We start from the raw sequence: 15,518 nt of genomic DNA on the forward strand, positions 1-15,518 counted from the left end.
TTTGAACATTGCTAACTTAGAGGCCGAAGCGGTCGCGCAGGGAGTAGTAGACCGCGCCGAGGGCTGTCAGCGGTGCGGAGAAGGTGCGGCCGCCGAGCATTGGCATGTGTGGGAGCGAGGCGAAGGCGTTGAAGCGTTCGGCGTCGCCGCGGATCATTTCCGAGATCAGTTTGCCAGCCAGGTGCGAGCAGGTGACGCCGTGGCCGCTGTAGCCTTGCATGTAGTAGGCGTTTTTCTCGATGCGGCCGAATTGCGGCATGCGTGACATGGTCAGCAGGAAGTTGCCGGTCCAGCGGTAATCGATTTTCACGTCTTTGAGCTGCGGGAAGGTTTTGAGGATCTTCGGGCGGATCAGCTGTTCGATGTCGTCCGGTTCACGGGCGCCGTAGACCACGCCGCCGCCGTAGAGCAGTCGGTTGTCGGCAGTGAGGCGGTAGTAATCGAGCAAGTAGTTGCAGTCTTCGACGCAGTAGTTGTTGGTGATCAGGCTGCGCGCCTGTTTTACGGTCAACGGTTCGGTGACGACGATCTGTGAGCCGCACGGCATGCTTTTCGCGGTCACGCGGTTGTCGAGGCCTTGCGGCAGGTAGGCGTTGCCGGCGATCAGCAGGTACTTGGCGCGCACCAGGCCTTTGGCGGTACGCACAACGTTTGGCTCGCCGTAGGTGATTTCCACGGCGGCGGATTGTTCATAGATCTTGCCGCCCAGACGCACGATGGCGGCGGCTTCACCGAGGGCCAGGTTCAGTGGGTGAACGTGACCGCCCTGCAGGTCGAGCAGGCCGCCGACGTAGGCGTCGGAGCCGACTTCGCGACGAATGTCCGCCGCATCGAGCATCTTCAGGTTGTGGTTGCCGTAGCGTTCCCAATTGCGCTTCTGTTCGGCCAAGCCGTTGAGCTGCTTCTTGTTCATCGCTGCGAAGATGCCGCCCGGGCGGTAGTCGCATTTGATGTCGTAGTCCTTGATGCGCGAACGGATGATGTCGGCGCCTTCGAAGATCATGCTGCCGAGGATTTCTGCGGTCTTGTCGCCGTAGCGCTCTTCGATCACATCGACGTCGCGGCTGTAGGAGTTGACCAGTTGACCGCCATTGCGACCGCTGGCGCCGTAGCCGACTTTCGCCGCTTCAAGCACGGTCACTTTATAGCCGGCCTCGCTGAGAAACAGTGCCGAGGACAGGCCGGTGTAGCCGGCGCCGATGATGCAGACATCGCAATCCACCGCTTCTTCCAGAACCGGGAAGTCGATGACTTCGTTGCGGGTGGCGGCGTAGTAGCTGTTGACGTGTTGTTGTTTCATTTTATTGTTCTCCGAGGGTCGCCCATTGAAGGCGACCACCGCTTTAGAAAAATCAGAGCTTGATCCAGGTTGCTTTCAGCTCGGTGTACTTGTCGAACGCGTGCAGCGATTTGTCGCGACCGTTACCTGATTGTTTGAAGCCACCGAACGGCGCCGTCATGTCGCCGCCGTCGTATTGGTTGACCCACACGCTGCCGGCGCGCAGGCCTCGGGCGAAGGTGTGCGCCTTGCTCAGGTTGCTGGTCCAGACCCCGGCGGCGAGGCCGAAGATGCTGTCGTTGGCGATTTGCAGTGCTTCTTCAGCGGTGTCGAAGGTGATCAGCGACAGGACCGGGCCGAAGATTTCTTCCTGGGCGATGGTCATGGCATTGGTCACGCCGTCGAACAGCGCCGGCTCGACGTACAAGCCACCGGTTTCTTCGAGAGTGCGTTTGCCGCCGGCGATCAGTTCAGCGCCCTGCTCGCGACCGATGCTGATGTAGCGCAGCACGTTGTCGAGTTGGCGCTGATCGACCACGGCGCCGACAGTGGTGGCCGGGTCGAGGGCGTGACCGGGTTTCCACGCTTGCAGCGCTTCCACCAGCATCGGGATGAACTGCTCGCGAATCGAACGCTCGACCAGCAGGCGCGAACCGGCAGTGCAGACTTCGCCCTGATTGAAGGCAATGGCGCCGGCCGCCGCTTGTGCTGCCGCGCGCAAGTCCGGTGCGTCGGCGAACACCACGTTAGGGCTCTTGCCCCCTGCTTCGAGCCAGACGCGCTTCATGTTGCTTTGGCCGGCATAAATCATCAGTTGCTTGGCAATCGCCGTGGAGCCAGTGAAGGCCAGCACGTCGACGTCCATGTGCAGCGCCAATGCTTTGCCGACGGTGTGACCGAAGCCTGGCAAAACATTGAACACGCCTTTTGGAATGCCTGCATCCAACGCCAACTGAGCGATGCGGATGGCAGTCAGCGGCGACTTTTCCGAAGGTTTGAGGATGAACGAGTTACCGGCGGCCAGCGCGGGGGCGAACTTCCAGCTGGCCATGATCAGCGGGAAGTTCCACGGCACGATTGCGGCGACAACACCGGACGGTTCGCGAGTAACCAGACCCAGTTGGTCGTGCGGCGTGGCGGCGACTTCGTCGTAGATCTTGTCGATGGCTTCGGCGCTCCAGCGGATCGCGTTGGCGGTCGCCGGGATGTCGATGCTCATGGAATCGCTGATCGGTTTACCCATGTCCAGGGTTTCGAGCAGCGCCAGCTCTTCCTGGTGTTGCAGGATCAGATCGGCGAATCGGATCAGGATGCGCTTGCGCTCGGCCGGGGCTTTTTTCGCCCAGATGCCGGATTCAAAAGACTGGCGTGCGACTTCAACGGCGAGGTTGGCGTCGGCTTCATCGGTGCTGGCCACCGAGGCGAGGAAACGGCCGTCAACGGGGCTCAGGCATTCGAAGGTGTCGCCGCTGATCGCAGGGCGGTATTCGCCGTTGATGAAGGCGCGGGATTCGATGCTCAGGGACTGGAAGCGTTGTTCCCAGTCGTTGCGGGTTGTAGTCATTGTTGTGGCTCGACAAGGGGGAATTGGGGGTGTTGTCTGGCTGTGATGTCTGGCTTGAGATGGCTGCCCTCACCCTAGCCCTCTCCCGGTGGGAGAGGGGACCGATTGGGGGATGCTCAGAATCTCCGCCGACCTGAAAAATCTTTGCCGAATCCATAATCGACTGGATCGTTCAGGTCGCTGAATATCTCAAGACAACTCCGTCAGTCCCCTCTCCCTTTGGGAGAGGGTTAGGGTGAGGGGCTTTTGGGGCCCTCAAACAATCACACCGTATGCAGATACCAGTTGTACTCAAGGTCAGAGATCGAGTTTTCGAACTCGGCCAGCTCGCTTTCCTTGCACGCGACGAAGACGTCGATGTACAGCGGATCGATGTAGCGGGCCATGACTTCGCTGTCGTCCAGCTCGCGCAGGGCGTCGCGCAGGTTGTTCGGCAGGCTCTGCTCGTTCTGCTCGTAGCTGTTGCCTTCGACAGGCGCGCCCGGTTCGATCTGGTTGGTCAGGCCATGGTGAATACCAGCCAGCACCGAGGCCATCAGCAGGTACGGGTTGGCGTCAGCACCGGCTACGCGATGCTCGATACGCACGGCGTCGGCGGAACCGGTTGGCACACGTACCGCAACCGTGCGGTTATCGATGCCCCAGCTCGGCGAGTTCGGCACGTAGAACTGTGCGCCGAAGCGGCGGTACGAGTTGACGTTCGGGCAGAGGAACGCCATTTGCGCAGGCAGGGTCTCCAGCACACCGCCGATCGCGTGTCGCAGCGCGGCGTTCTGCTCGGGATCCTCGCTGGCGAAGATGTTGTTGCCCTCTTTGTCCAGAATCGAAATGTGCACGTGCAGACCATTGCCCGCCTGGCCCGGATACGGCTTGGCCATGAAGGTGGTGTCCATCTCGTGGTCGTAGGCGATGTTTTTCACCAGACGCTTGAGCAGGACGGCGTAGTCGCACGCCTTGATCGGATCGGAGACGTGATGCAGGTTGACTTCGAACTGCGCCGGGGCGCTTTCCTTGACGATGGCGTCAGCGGGGATGCCCTGCTCTTTCGCGCCTTCGAGGATGTCTTGCAGGCAGTCGACGTACTCGTCGAGGTCGTCGATCAGGTAGACCTGAGTCGACACCGGGCGCTTGCCCGAAACCGGCGAACGCGGCGACTGCGGACGGCCGTTCACGTTGTCCTGGTCGATCAAGTAGAACTCCAGTTCGAACGCGGCGCAGATGGTCAGGCCCATGTCATCGAACTTGCGCACGACGTTGGCCAACACTTCACGCGGGTCAGCAAAGAACGGCTGGCCTTCAAGTTCGTGCATGGTCATCAGCAATTGCGCGGTTGGGCGCTTCTGCCACGGCTCGATGCTCAGGGTGCCGGGGATCGGGTAGCAGATGCGGTCGGCGTCGCCGATGTCCAGACCCAGGCCAGTGCTTTCCACCGTGGAGCCATTGATGTCGAGGGCGAAGAGCGAGGCCGGCAGGTTGATGCCTTTCTCGTAAACCTTATGAAGACTGGTGCGTTCGATGCGCTTGCCGCGCACCACACCGTTCATATCCGCAATCAGAAGGTCGACGTACAAAACCTCAGGATATTTCTTAAGGAATGCGTTTGCTTCGTTGAGTTGAACGGTACGCAGAGGGACCGACATGATGCACCTATTTAGCTGTTAATTATTATGTTCACCGCTGTTTCGCCGAGCCAGTCAACCCGAACGGCAAAGTGAAGTCAATAGCGAACAGCTTGCCGCTCAGCCTTTATTTTTAGGGCTTTTTTTAACACTTGCGTGCCAATACGAGCGCCAGACGCCCAGAAACCCTGACGATTTGATGAGCGGCGTTTAGAATTTTTTACATGGCGGTTGTTAATTAAAATCAACGAGGCTAAGCTCCGGAAAAGCTCGTTCAAGTGTCAAACTTCGAGGTGAATAAAAATGGCATTCAAGCCATTGATCGGCGTTACAGCGTGCGTCAAACAGATTGGCCTGCACCCCTATCACATCAGCGGCGACAAGTACGTTCGCGCTGTCAGCGTTGCGGCGCTGGGGTTGCCGGTGGTCATTCCTTCCCTTGGCAACCTGACTGAAATCGAAGACCTGCTCGGTCAACTCGACGGTCTGATGCTGACCGGCTCTCCTTCGAATGTGGAACCTTTCCACTATCAAGGCCCGGCCAGCGCTCCCGGTACGGATCACGATCCGGCGCGGGATGCCACCACCCTTCCTTTATTGCGTGCAGCCATTGCGGCGGGCGTTCCGGTGCTGGGCATTTGCCGTGGCTTCCAGGAAATGAACGTGGCCTTCGGCGGCAGCCTGCATCAGAAGGTGCATGAGCTGCCGGGCATGCTCGATCACCGCGAAGCCGACAGCCCGGACGTGGCTGTGCAATACGCACCGGCTCACGCCGTCACGGTGCTTGGCGGCGGCGTGTTCGAAGCGCTGGAGTTGCCGGGCGAGTTCCAGGTGAACTCGATTCACAGTCAGGGCATCGACCGCCTCGCTCCCGGCCTGCGCGCCGAAGCGGTGGCGCCGGATGGTCTGATCGAGGCGATCTCGGTGGAGCACAGCCCGACCTTCGCCCTCGGTGTGCAATGGCACCCGGAATGGCAGGTGCTGGACAACCCGAACTACCTGAAGATTTTCCAGGCATTCGGTGAGGCTTGTCGGCAACGGGCCGCGCGACGCAACAAGCGCTGACACAACCCAGGATTCAATAACTGTTGACTGCCCCCACGGGGTCGGCGGCTGTGCGTGTGCGCATCCGTCATCCGTGAAAACAACAAACCGTAATAACAACAAGTACGACCCAGGCAGCCAGGACGGCGGCGCCGAACAAGCAATGGGCAACCCGCTGCCGTGTGGTGACGGGGATTGTTGCCCTGGGCTTGCAATCCACTTAAGCCAGGCCACATTGGCCCGGCGACTGAAATCTGTTGGGAGTTTCACATGGCAAACGCCTCCAGCACTTACAGGAAGGCTCTTGAAGGTCATCAGCAACCGAAAAAGGTTCTGGTGAAAGTCGATCGCGTGACCAAGAAGTTCGACGAAACCACGGCCGTGGACGATGTGTCCCTGGAGATCCATCAGGGTGAAATCTTTGCCCTGCTCGGCGGCTCCGGTTCGGGCAAATCGACCCTGCTGCGCATGCTCGCCGGTTTCGAGCGCCCGACTGAAGGGCGAATTCTGCTCGACGGCGTGGACATCACCGACATGCCGCCCTATGAGCGGCCGATCAACATGATGTTCCAGTCCTACGCGTTGTTCCCACACATGACCGTCGCGCAGAACATCGCCTTTGGCCTCAAGCAGGACCGTTTGCCGGCCAGCGAAATCGACGCCCGCGTCGAAGAAATGCTGCGTCTGGTGCACATGACCCAATACGCCAAACGCAAACCGCATCAGTTGTCCGGCGGTCAGCGCCAGCGCGTCGCCCTCGCCCGCTCTTTGGCCAAGCGTCCGAAGCTGCTGCTGCTCGATGAGCCGATGGGTGCGCTGGATAAAAAGCTGCGTTCGCAAATGCAGCTGGAACTGGTCGAGATCATCGAACGCGTCGGCGTAACCTGCGTGATGGTGACCCACGACCAGGAAGAAGCCATGACCATGGCCGAGCGCATCGCGATCATGCACCTGGGCTGGATCGCCCAGATCGGCAGCCCGGTCGACATCTATGAAGCGCCGGTCAGTCGTATGGTCTGCGAGTTCATCGGTAACGTGAACGCTTTCGACGGCACTGTGGTGGAAGACCTTGAAGGTCACGCGATCATCCACAGCCCGGACTTGCAGCAGAAGATTTACGTCGGCCACGGCGTCAGCACCTCGGTGCAGGACAAGTCGATCACCTACGCGATTCGTCCGGAAAAAATGCTCGTCAGCACGATCAAGCCAGAGACTCGCTACAACTGGTCCGAAGGCAAAGTGCATGACATCGCCTACCTCGGCGGTCACTCGGTGTTCTACGTCCAATTGCCTGGAGGCAAGATCGTCCAGTCGTTCATGGCCAACGCCGAACGCCGTGGCGCGCGACCGACCTGGGACGACACGGTCTACGTCTGGTGGGAAGACGACAGCGGCGTGGTACTGCGCTCATGAGAACCTTCAATCAGCAATTCCTGCGCCTGGTGCCCAGCGGACGAAAACTGGTAATCGGCATTCCGTTCATCTGGCTGTTCCTGTTCTTTATGCTGCCGTTTTTCCTGGTGATGAAGATCAGTTTCTCGGAAGCCGCGCTGTCGATCCCGCCGTACTCGGAGATCTACACCTATGCCGAACAGAAATTCCAGCTGCTGCTGAACATCGGCAACTACACCATGCTCGGCGAAGACGAGCTGTATCTGTCCGCCTACCTCGGTTCGCTGAAGGTCGCAGCACTCAGCACGTTGATGTGCCTGGTGATCGGTTTCCCGATGGCCTACGCGATCACCAAAACCGGCAAGGAAACGCAAAACGTCCTGCTGCTGTTGATCATGATGCCGACCTGGACGGCGATCCTGATCCGCGTGTATGCGTGGATGGGCATTCTCAGCAACAACGGTTTGCTCAACGGGTTTCTGATGTGGACCGGGCTCACCGATCACCCGATCGAGATCCTCAACACCAACACGGCGGTGTATATCGGCGTGGTTTACGCCTACCTGCCGTTCATGGTGTTGCCGCTGTACGCCAACCTTGTGAAGCACGACGGCAGCCTGCTGGAAGCCGCGTCGGATCTGGGTTCGAGCAACTTCAACAACTTCTGGAAAATCACCGTGCCGCTGGCCAAGAACGGCATTATTGCCGGTTGCATGCTGGTGTTCATTCCGGTGGTCGGTGAGTTTGTGATTCCGGAACTGCTGGGTGGCCCGGAGACGCTGATGATCGGTCGTGTGCTGTGGCAAGAGTTCTTCAATAACCGCGACTGGCCGGTGGCGTCTGCCCTGGCGGTGGTGATGCTGTTGATCCTGATTGTGCCGATTCTGCTGTTCAACCGCAGCCAGGCCAAAGAGATGGAGGCACGGGGATGAAACGCTTCGGTTTTGCAAAATTCATGCTGATCTTCGGCCTGGCGTTTATCTACCTGCCGATGCTGATCCTGGTGATCTACTCGTTCAACGCCTCGAAACTGGTGACGGTATGGGGCGGCTGGTCGGTGAAGTGGTACGTCGGCCTGCTCGACAACACGCAACTGATGGGCTCGGTGCTGCGCTCGCTGGAAATCGCCTGCTACACGGCGATTGCCGCTGTCGCCTTGGGCACGCTGGCGGCGTTTGTGCTGACTCGCGTGACTCGCTTCAAGGGCCGCACGCTGTTTGGTGGTCTGGTCACCGCGCCGTTGGTGATGCCTGAGGTGATCACCGGCCTGTCGCTGTTGCTGCTGTTCGTGGCAATGGCGCAGTTGATCGGCTGGCCGCAGGAGCGTGGCATCGTCACGATCTGGATCGCCCACACCACGTTTTGTGCAGCCTATGTGGCGGTGGTAGTCTCCGCCCGCCTGCGTGAACTGGACCTGTCGATCGAAGAAGCGGCGATGGATCTTGGGGCGAAGCCGTTCAAGGTGTTTTTCCTGATCACCATTCCGATGATCGCGCCGTCGCTGGCGGCGGGCGGGATGATGTCTTTTGCCCTGTCGCTGGATGACCTGGTATTGGCGAGCTTCGTCTCCGGCCCCGGCTCCACCACCCTGCCGATGGAAGTGTTCTCGGCGGTGCGTCTGGGCGTGAAGCCTGAGATCAACGCCGTGGCCAGCCTGATTTTGCTGGCGGTGTCGCTGGTGACCTTCCTCGTCTGGTACTTCGGCCGCAAGGCAGAAGCCAACCGCAAACGTGCGATTCAGGACGCGATGGATCAGACCGCGAACGAGTCGTGGCAGCAACCGCCACGCGCCGCCACCGCATAACCCTGCAGGAACTGGAATCAGCCCCTCGGTCAGTCCCCTCTCCCTCTGGGAGAGGGTTAGGGTGAGGGGCTTTCCGTAATGTGAATAAAAAGAATGGAGTTGTACCGATGAAAATGCTTGGCAGGACTCTGCTGACACTGTCCTTAATGGGCGCAATGGTCATGGGCGCCCAAGCCAACGACAAGGTGCTGCGTGTTTACAACTGGTCCGATTACATCGCGCCGGACACCGTCAAGAAGTTCGAAGACGAGACCGGCATCCGTGTGACCTACGACGTCTTCGACAGCAACGAAACCCTTGAGGCGCGCTTGCTGGCGGGCAAATCCGGCTACGACATCGTCGTGCCATCCAACAGTTTCCTGGCCAAGCAGATCAAGGCTGGCGTCTATCAGCCGCTGGACAAATCGAAGCTGCCGAACTGGAAGAATCTCAACCCGGTGCTGCTGAAAAACGCCGCCGCCAGTGATCCGGACAACGCTCACGCGTTTCCGTACATGTGGGGCTCGATCGGCATCGGTTTCAACCCGGACAAGGTCAAGGAAGTGCTCGGCGCCAACGCCCCGACCAATTCCTGGGACTTGCTGTTCAAGCCCGAGAACGCTGAAAAGCTGAAAGCCTGCGGTATCAGCTTCCTCGATTCGCCGACCGAAATGCTCCCGGCCGCCCTGCACTACCTGGGTTATCCGGTGAACGACAAGGACAAGGCGCACATCCTCGAAGCCGAAGCGCTGTTCATGAAAATCCGCCCATCCGTGGCGTACTTCCATTCCTCGAAGTACATCTCGGACCTGGCCAACGGCAACATTTGCGTGGCGGTCGGTTACTCCGGTGACGTGCTGCAGGCCAAGGCCCGCGCGGTGGAATCGGGCAACAAGGTGAAGATCAACTACAGCATTCCGAAGGAAGGCGCCGGCAGCTTCTACGACATGGTCGCGATCCCGCGCGATGCGGCGAACGTCGACAACGCGTACCTGTTCATGGACTTCCTGATGCGTCCGGACATCATCGCCGAGATCACCAACAGCAACGGCTACAGCAACGCCAACTCGGCCGCCACGCCGCTGGTGGACGAAGCGATCCGCAACGACCCGGGCTCTTACCCGTCGCAAGCGGTGATGGCGACGCTGTATGCGGTGCCCGATCAGCCGATAGCGACCCAGCGCATCATGACCCGCGGCTGGACGCGGGTGAAGCTCGGCAAGTGATTCAAGCGCAAATCAACTGTGGGAGCGAGCCTGCTCGCGAAGGCGTCGGCACACTTAACCCATTCATTGCCTGACCCACAGCTTTCGCGAGCAGGCTCGCTCCCACACTGGTTTTGTGCAGTGCTTTCCCGTTCACGCAGCGCCTTACCACCGCTGCACCCTGCAAATGAACGGCCTCACCTGGCTCCCTCGGCTCAGGTGAATTTCAGGCGCCCTCGGGCGCCTTTTTTTGTCACTCAGGTCAGCGGCCATTCCTGCACAATCCGGTAACGACCCTTGTGCGATTCGAACAAGGCAAAACGCTCGGCACGCAGCAAGAACTCAGGCGGCGTGGCGGACTCCGGCTCTGGTGCGCGATAGTCCCGGGCAAGCGTCAGGTGCGGGCGAAACTCGTGCGACGGCTCTTCAAAACCAAATGGCAGCATGGCCTGTTCCAGCGCATAGACCAGGCGCAGCAACGCCTGCGGTGCCTGCTCGGGCGCCAATGACAACACCCCGGCACGGTGCCAGACCTGCACGCGATCCAGCGAAATTTTCAACGCCTCCCCCGGCGTGCGTACCTTGCTGGCGGCCTCGCAGACCTCGCCAATCTGCGCCAACGGCACTGCGCCGAGAAACAGTAACGTCAGATGAAAGTTATCCGCAGGCACTGACTTGCCGGCTCGCAGGCTCAACTCGCTGCGCCACTGAGCAATCGCCTTGCGCTGCGCTGGTGGGCAGTCGAGGGCAAAGAACAGCCGCTTTTCATCCGTCATGGCCTGACTCCTTTAAGGTTCGTGATCGCCGATTCTACCCGTCCCTTTCTGACGACTCGCCACACAAGTCTATAGTTCAAGGATTGCCATCAACCGGAGGACGCCATGCGCGAGATCCTCAGCAAAGAACCGTGGTGGGCCAGACCACCGAGCCCCGGGCAGGATGAAGCCGAACTGGAATGGGGCTGGCTGGTGCATTACAGCGAAGGCGAACCGCGTTTTGCGTTCGTCCGCGAACGGCCAACGGACGAGCAGATACGCAACCGCAAGGGCTGCCGGATCACCCACTCCTCCGAGTGACCCCGGTTACCCGTAGGAACTGCGGCACGCTGCGATCTTTTGATCTTGATCTTTCATAACAAAATCAAAAGATCGCAGCCTCGTTTCACTCGACAGCTCCTACAAGGGAATCAAGGTTCAATGAGGTATTTGAACCCGGCGAAGATCATCCGCTGCCCATCGAACGGCATCGGGTTGACGTCCGGTTGCATGCGGGGGTCCTCCATCATTTTCGCCATGCCCGCATCGCGGGTGGCCTTGTCCGGCCAGATTAGCCAGCCCGACGCCACGGTTTCACCGTCCTTGAGTTTGACCGCCATCGGGAACGACGTAACTTTGCCGTCGGGGACATCATCACCCCAGCATTCCGCCACACTCAGGACGCCGTACTCCTTGAAGATTTTTGCCGCGATTTCGGCGTGTTTTTTGTACTGTTCACGATTGGCAGTCGGGACCGGCGCTACAAAAATATCGATGTAAGCCATGTTCATTCTCCTTGTACGGTGGGTTCGATCTGCTGGGTAGTCGATTGCGGTGGCTGCCATTCGACACGATTCACCCCCAGCCCGACCGACGGCTCTTCTCCCCCACCCAGATTGCGCTCGACCTGCCCGGCCATGTGCAGCGTGCCGGCCATCACGCCGGTGGTCGGGTTTTGCACCAGTTTCAGCCAGGCCTTGTCGAAGGTGTTGCCCAGGCTGCTGCGGATCAGCGCTTCACTGTCGGGGCGGTCGTTGGCCTGGATAATGGCGCGGATGCCCATCACCCCCACGGAAATCATCGCCCCGGCCAGTTTGCCCGCCGCTGCGGCCACCGCACTGGCCGCGCCGCGCGGGGCCATTTCCGCTTCGATGCGTTGGCTCGCGCGTTTGGCCACGGGCGCCATGCCGGCATCGGTCGAGGCGATGCCTTTGGCGCCGCCGTCGGTGTGAATCTTGTCGATCAACGCGGCGTAGGCCGGCAGCGTGTTCAACGGCTCTGTGCTGATGACCTTATACAACGAGGCATCCCGCGCCGCTGGCGGGCCGAGGGCGATGGCCGGGACTCTCTGCAAGCGACCGTTGAGCTGGGCAACCGGCACGCCGTGACGCTGGGCGATGAGCGGCATTTGCTGGGCCATCAGTTGCGCATAGAACGCCGTGGCCTGACTGAGGATCGCGTCCGGATCGATTTCCACGGCGACCGGCGCGAGCACCTTTTCCTGATATTGATCAAGCAGATACGCCGCCAGCTTTTTGGCCGAAGCGTCCTGCTCACCGCCGGCACTGATCGTGTACCAACTGACCTTCATCGACAGCCATTCCTGGGTCCAGTAGCTGCTGAACCACGGGATGAAATTTTCTTCAGTTTGCTGATAGACGCGAGTGCGCCAATGTTCCATCGAACCACGGGCGAACAGCTTGACCTGCTCGGTGGATTGTTGCGAAGCGCTGACGATCTCGCGGTCGATCCGCTGCCAGGTCGCGGGCGACACCACCACGGCAGGCGCCGTTACCGGGGCCCGCGCCGTAGAGGCACAGCCGGCCAACAGACACAGTGCGGCGACGACCAGCGCGCGCAGGTTCACGGTGGGATGTCCTTGAAACGGGAGAGACAGATTTGAGTATAGGTGCCGGTGGGGGGCCGTTTGTCTGGTTGTGGCTGGGCTGGCCCCTTCGCGAGCAGGCTCGCTCCCACAGGGGAATGCATTTCAAATGTGGGAGCGAGCCTGCTCGCGATGGGGCCGGCAAACCCAGTGAAAATCCCGACCATCAATACCGTCGATATTCACCATCGCGACGATTGCCTTCCGCCCACCGGCCGGCGAAGGCACGATTGCGCCATCCGAACCACAACGAGGAGTACACATCATGATTCACACCATCGCACTCTCCGTGAGTTTCCCGGTGTTCGGCAGCAACTACTACGAACAACACGTCGTAAACCGCAAGGCGCAGACGTTGGTGTTCAACGAAGATTTCGAAGATCTGCTGATGCCCGCCGCCACTAACCATTTCAGCAATGAAGTGGTCGGCATCAACGATCAGTTCCGTTTTCTGAGCGACATTCTCGCCACCCATTTGCTGGACATCGAGGCCTCAGTGCCTGCGCGATCCCGCGTCCAGGCGAGCGCTCATTTTTCTTGAGAACCGAGGGCGTTCCTTTGCGGGAACGCCCTCTCTTGTTCAATCAGTCGTCATCCCGATCGCGGTGATAGCGACGGCCATCGCGGCGGTCATCGCGGTCATCCCAACGGTTATCCCGACGATCATGGTCGTAATTGCGCCCATGGTCGCGGTCGTAATGCCGGCCATGGCGGTGATCATCATCAAAGTCCGCAATACAGCCACTCAGCAGTACGGCGGCAGTCACGGTCAACAGCATCGTTGTAGCGCGCTTCATTCAATACTTCCCTAAAACCAAGGTTTTGACGACGGAATCGGCCAGCGCTGCCCTCGCCTCCGGGACTCGGTGCGCGCTGCCGCAAATACGACCGGGCAAATCGGCTTTGATTCAGTGCCCGCCCACGACCGTTTATCGCCTCGTCCTGATCGGCCAAACGGCGGCGTAATGCCACCTATACTGCTCCCAACCCATCACCACGCAATGTAACTGCGCCCTCAATAACAAAAAGCAGAGGTGCACCATGGTTTGGCAGCAGATTTACGACCCGTTCGGCAACCCGATGATCTCCACGCTCATGGCCGCTGTGCCGGTGGTCGTGATGCTGGCGGCGCTGGCGTTCTTCCACGTCAAGGCGCATCTGGCCGCCCTGTTGGCGCTGGCTTCGGCCTTGTTGATCTCGATCTTCGCCTTCGGCATGCCGGCGAGCATGGCCGGTTCGGCGGCGTTGTTCGGCGCGGCCAACGGTCTGCTGCCGATCGGCTGGATCGTCCTCAACATCATCTTTTTGCATCGCCTGACCACCGAGAACGGCTCCTTCAAAGTGCTGCAGGATTCACTGGCGCGGATCACCGATGACCGACGCTTGCAGTTGCTGCTGATCGCCTTCTGCTTCGGTGCGTTTTTCGAAGGGGCGGCCGGTTTCGGTACACCGGTGGCAGTGACCGGGGCAATTCTGATTGGTTTGGGCTTCTCACCGCTGGCGGCCTCCGGTCTGGCACTGATTGCCAACACCGCGCCGGTGGCTTTCGGCGCCCTCGGCACGCCGATCATCACCCTGGCCAAAGTCACCGGGCTGGATGAGATGGAGCTGTCGATGATGGTCGGTCGGCAGTTGCCGTTCTTCTCGGTGCTGGTGCCGTTCTGGCTGATCTGGGCCTTTGCCGGCTGGCGCAAGATGCTCGAGATCTGGCCGGCGATTCTGGTGGCCGGTGTCAGTTTCGCCGTGCCGCAATTCCTGGTATCGAACTATCACGGGCCGATGCTGGTGGATGTGATTGCTGCGCTGATTTCCATGGCCAGTCTGACGCTGTTTTTGAAGGTCTGGAAACCGGCGACGATCCATACCTCGGCGGCGCTGTCCGGGCGGGTCGACAATTCCAAAGTCGACGAAGAGAAAGTCACCGCCAGCGCAGCGTTCAGCGATCAGGCGCGCCCGGCGGTGATGCGCGCGTGGATGCCGTGGATCATCCTCACCGTGTTCGTGTTCGCCTGGGGCACTCAGGGCTTCAAGAATATGTTCGACACCCGCCCTGCCATCGATCCGGTCACGCAATCGGCCAAGCTTGATCCGCAGGGCAAACCGCTGCGCGAGGCCAATCCGATTTTCGCTCCGGCCATCACCTTCACCAATCTGCACCTGCAAATCGAAAAAGTCCCGCCAGTAGTGGCGGCGCCGAAAGCTGAAGAAGCGGTCTACAAGTTCACCTGGCTCACCTCCACCGGCAGCGGGATCCTGCTGGCGGCGATTGTCGGCGGCTTGCTGATGGGTTACTCGATCCCGCAACTGATCAAGCAATACCTGCGCACGCTGTGGGTGGTGCGGTTTTCGCTGATCACCATTGCGGCGATGCTGGCGCTGGGGTTCCTCACGCGCTACTCGGGGCTGGACGCAACCATGGGCCTGGCGTTTGCGGCGACGGGGATTTTCTACCCGATGTTCGGCACCTTGCTCGGCTGGCTTGGCGTGGCACTGACGGGCTCGGATACCGCCTCGAACGTGCTGTTTGGCGGCTTGCAACGGGTGACGGCGGAACAGCTCGGGATCAGCCCGGTGCTGATGGCCGCCGCCAATAGCTCCGGTGGGGTGATGGGCAAAATGGTCGATGCGCAGTCGATTGTGGTCGCCTCCACCGCCACCCGATGGTACGGGCATGAGGGCGAGATTCTGCGCTATGTGTTCTTCCATTCGATTGTGCTGGCGATTCTGGTCGGCGGGTTGGTGACGCTGCAGGCGTATGTGGCGCCGTTCACCTACATGGTCGTCGGCGGGCAGTAAACACAACCCTTGTGGGAGCGGGCTTGCCCGCGATGGCAGTGTGTCATTTAAGCAATAGGCAGACTGACACAACCCCATCGCTGGCAAGCCAGCTCCCACAGGGGGAAGTGTCGTGTAGTGCATTGATGAATCCTGCGCATAACTCTATAGCGCAAATCCGCAAAAACCTTTTCCTCCCTCCAGCGGTCACTCCTAG

At 60.1% G+C, this 15,518-nt stretch carries 15 protein-coding genes; 8 read left to right on the forward strand and 7 right to left on the reverse strand.

The features are described 5' to 3' along the window. Positions 1–16: 16 nt before the first annotated feature. The 3 genes from ACA069_RS16815 to ACA069_RS16825 form a co-directional block, all read right to left on the reverse strand. Positions 17–1,300 (reverse strand): NAD(P)/FAD-dependent oxidoreductase, encoded by a 1,284-nt coding sequence (locus ACA069_RS16815; protein ID WP_187680503.1) that lies wholly within the window; start codon positions 1,298–1,300, stop codon positions 17–19. Between the two features lie 52 nt (positions 1,301–1,352). Then, entirely contained in the window at positions 1,353–2,843 is a 1,491-nt protein-coding gene (locus ACA069_RS16820) for an aldehyde dehydrogenase (RefSeq protein ID WP_497614453.1), read from the reverse strand. A gap of 263 nt (positions 2,844–3,106) precedes the next feature. Next, positions 3,107–4,483 carry a glutamine synthetase family protein gene (locus ACA069_RS16825; RefSeq protein WP_489881479.1) on the reverse strand — a complete coding sequence of 459 codons (1,377 nt, stop codon included), beginning with the start codon at positions 4,481–4,483 and terminating at the stop codon, positions 3,107–3,109. Positions 4,484–4,765: 282 nt separating this feature from the next. Between ACA069_RS16825 and ACA069_RS16830 the strand changes: the two genes are divergently transcribed. The 5 genes from ACA069_RS16830 to ACA069_RS16850 all read left to right on the forward strand — a co-directional run bounded on the left by ACA069_RS16830 (position 4,766) and on the right by ACA069_RS16850 (position 9,907). Next, positions 4,766–5,527 carry a gamma-glutamyl-gamma-aminobutyrate hydrolase family protein gene (locus ACA069_RS16830; protein WP_187680500.1) on the forward strand — a complete coding sequence of 254 codons (762 nt, stop codon included), beginning with the start codon at positions 4,766–4,768 and terminating at the stop codon, positions 5,525–5,527. 249 nt (positions 5,528–5,776) lie between these two features. After that, positions 5,777–6,919, forward strand: coding sequence for a polyamine ABC transporter ATP-binding protein (gene potA, locus ACA069_RS16835; protein WP_187680499.1), 1,143 nt, complete (start codon positions 5,777–5,779; stop codon positions 6,917–6,919). Between the two features lie 29 nt (positions 6,920–6,948). Next, a complete protein-coding gene (locus tag ACA069_RS16840; RefSeq protein WP_187680546.1) occupies positions 6,949–7,830 on the forward strand; it encodes an ABC transporter permease subunit in 882 nt (293 codons plus the stop codon). Further along, positions 7,827–8,702: an ABC transporter permease subunit gene (locus ACA069_RS16845; protein WP_401264454.1), complete on the forward strand. Its 876-nt coding sequence runs from the start codon at positions 7,827–7,829 to the stop codon at positions 8,700–8,702. The genes ACA069_RS16840 and ACA069_RS16845 overlap by 4 nt, the downstream gene beginning before the upstream one ends. A gap of 107 nt (positions 8,703–8,809) precedes the next feature. Beyond that, positions 8,810–9,907, forward strand: coding sequence for a polyamine ABC transporter substrate-binding protein (locus ACA069_RS16850; protein ID WP_401264451.1), 1,098 nt, complete (start codon positions 8,810–8,812; stop codon positions 9,905–9,907). 236 nt (positions 9,908–10,143) lie between these two features. Here ACA069_RS16850 and thpR read toward each other — a convergent pair whose 3' ends face one another. After that, a complete protein-coding gene (gene thpR / locus ACA069_RS16855; RefSeq protein WP_187680496.1) occupies positions 10,144–10,662 on the reverse strand; it encodes an RNA 2',3'-cyclic phosphodiesterase in 519 nt (172 codons plus the stop codon). A 105-nt stretch (positions 10,663–10,767) separates the two neighbouring features. Between thpR and ACA069_RS16860 the strand changes: the two genes are divergently transcribed. Beyond that, positions 10,768–10,962, forward strand: a complete 195-nt coding sequence (locus tag ACA069_RS16860; RefSeq protein WP_497614456.1) for a hypothetical protein — start codon at positions 10,768–10,770, stop codon at positions 10,960–10,962. 110 nt (positions 10,963–11,072) lie between these two features. On the opposite strand, the gene ACA069_RS16865 is transcribed toward ACA069_RS16860, so the two are convergent. Both ACA069_RS16865 and ACA069_RS16870 read right to left on the reverse strand, forming a co-directional pair. After that, positions 11,073–11,426 (reverse strand): DUF1428 domain-containing protein, encoded by a 354-nt coding sequence (locus ACA069_RS16865; RefSeq protein ID WP_187680494.1) that lies wholly within the window; start codon positions 11,424–11,426, stop codon positions 11,073–11,075. Positions 11,427–11,428: 2 nt separating this feature from the next. Then, the gene (locus ACA069_RS16870; protein WP_497614458.1) at positions 11,429–12,508 is read right to left on the reverse strand and encodes a hypothetical protein; all 1,080 of its coding nucleotides are present in this window, start codon (positions 12,506–12,508) and stop codon (positions 11,429–11,431) included. 283 nt (positions 12,509–12,791) lie between these two features. On the opposite strand from ACA069_RS16870, the gene ACA069_RS16875 reads away from it, so the two are divergent. Further along, positions 12,792–13,067 (forward strand): hypothetical protein, encoded by a 276-nt coding sequence (locus ACA069_RS16875; RefSeq protein WP_305438430.1) that lies wholly within the window; start codon positions 12,792–12,794, stop codon positions 13,065–13,067. A gap of 43 nt (positions 13,068–13,110) precedes the next feature. On the opposite strand, the gene ACA069_RS16880 is transcribed toward ACA069_RS16875, so the two are convergent. Continuing rightward, positions 13,111–13,323 (reverse strand): hypothetical protein, encoded by a 213-nt coding sequence (locus ACA069_RS16880; RefSeq protein ID WP_187680490.1) that lies wholly within the window; start codon positions 13,321–13,323, stop codon positions 13,111–13,113. 244 nt (positions 13,324–13,567) lie between these two features. Between ACA069_RS16880 and ACA069_RS16885 the strand changes: the two genes are divergently transcribed. Continuing rightward, complete coding sequence (locus tag ACA069_RS16885; protein WP_497614460.1) at positions 13,568–15,322, forward strand: L-lactate permease; 1,755 nt, start codon at positions 13,568–13,570, stop codon at positions 15,320–15,322. The last annotated feature ends 196 nt before the right edge of the window (positions 15,323–15,518 follow it).

This window comes from Pseudomonas sp. LBUM1652, from assembly GCF_059716105.1.

Coding starts and splice junctions, on each gene's coding strand:
- potA (WP_187680499.1), top strand. CDS start 5,777: ATGGCAAACGCCTCCAGCACTTACAGGAAGGCTCTTGAAGGTCATCAG.
- ACA069_RS16845 (WP_401264454.1), top strand. CDS start 7,827: ATGAAACGCTTCGGTTTTGCAAAATTCATGCTGATCTTCGGCCTGGCG.
- ACA069_RS16880 (WP_187680490.1), bottom strand. CDS start 13,323: ATGAAGCGCGCTACAACGATGCTGTTGACCGTGACTGCCGCCGTACTG.
- ACA069_RS16885 (WP_497614460.1), top strand. CDS start 13,568: ATGGTTTGGCAGCAGATTTACGACCCGTTCGGCAACCCGATGATCTCC.
- ACA069_RS16825 (WP_489881479.1), bottom strand. CDS start 4,483: ATGTCGGTCCCTCTGCGTACCGTTCAACTCAACGAAGCAAACGCATTC.
- ACA069_RS16865 (WP_187680494.1), bottom strand. CDS start 11,426: ATGGCTTACATCGATATTTTTGTAGCGCCGGTCCCGACTGCCAATCGT.
- ACA069_RS16850 (WP_401264451.1), top strand. CDS start 8,810: ATGAAAATGCTTGGCAGGACTCTGCTGACACTGTCCTTAATGGGCGCA.
- thpR (WP_187680496.1), bottom strand. CDS start 10,662: ATGACGGATGAAAAGCGGCTGTTCTTTGCCCTCGACTGCCCACCAGCG.
- ACA069_RS16875 (WP_305438430.1), top strand. CDS start 12,792: ATGATTCACACCATCGCACTCTCCGTGAGTTTCCCGGTGTTCGGCAGC.
- ACA069_RS16820 (WP_497614453.1), bottom strand. CDS start 2,843: ATGACTACAACCCGCAACGACTGGGAACAACGCTTCCAGTCCCTGAGC.
- ACA069_RS16815 (WP_187680503.1), bottom strand. CDS start 1,300: ATGAAACAACAACACGTCAACAGCTACTACGCCGCCACCCGCAACGAA.
- ACA069_RS16830 (WP_187680500.1), top strand. CDS start 4,766: ATGGCATTCAAGCCATTGATCGGCGTTACAGCGTGCGTCAAACAGATT.
- ACA069_RS16860 (WP_497614456.1), top strand. CDS start 10,768: ATGCGCGAGATCCTCAGCAAAGAACCGTGGTGGGCCAGACCACCGAGC.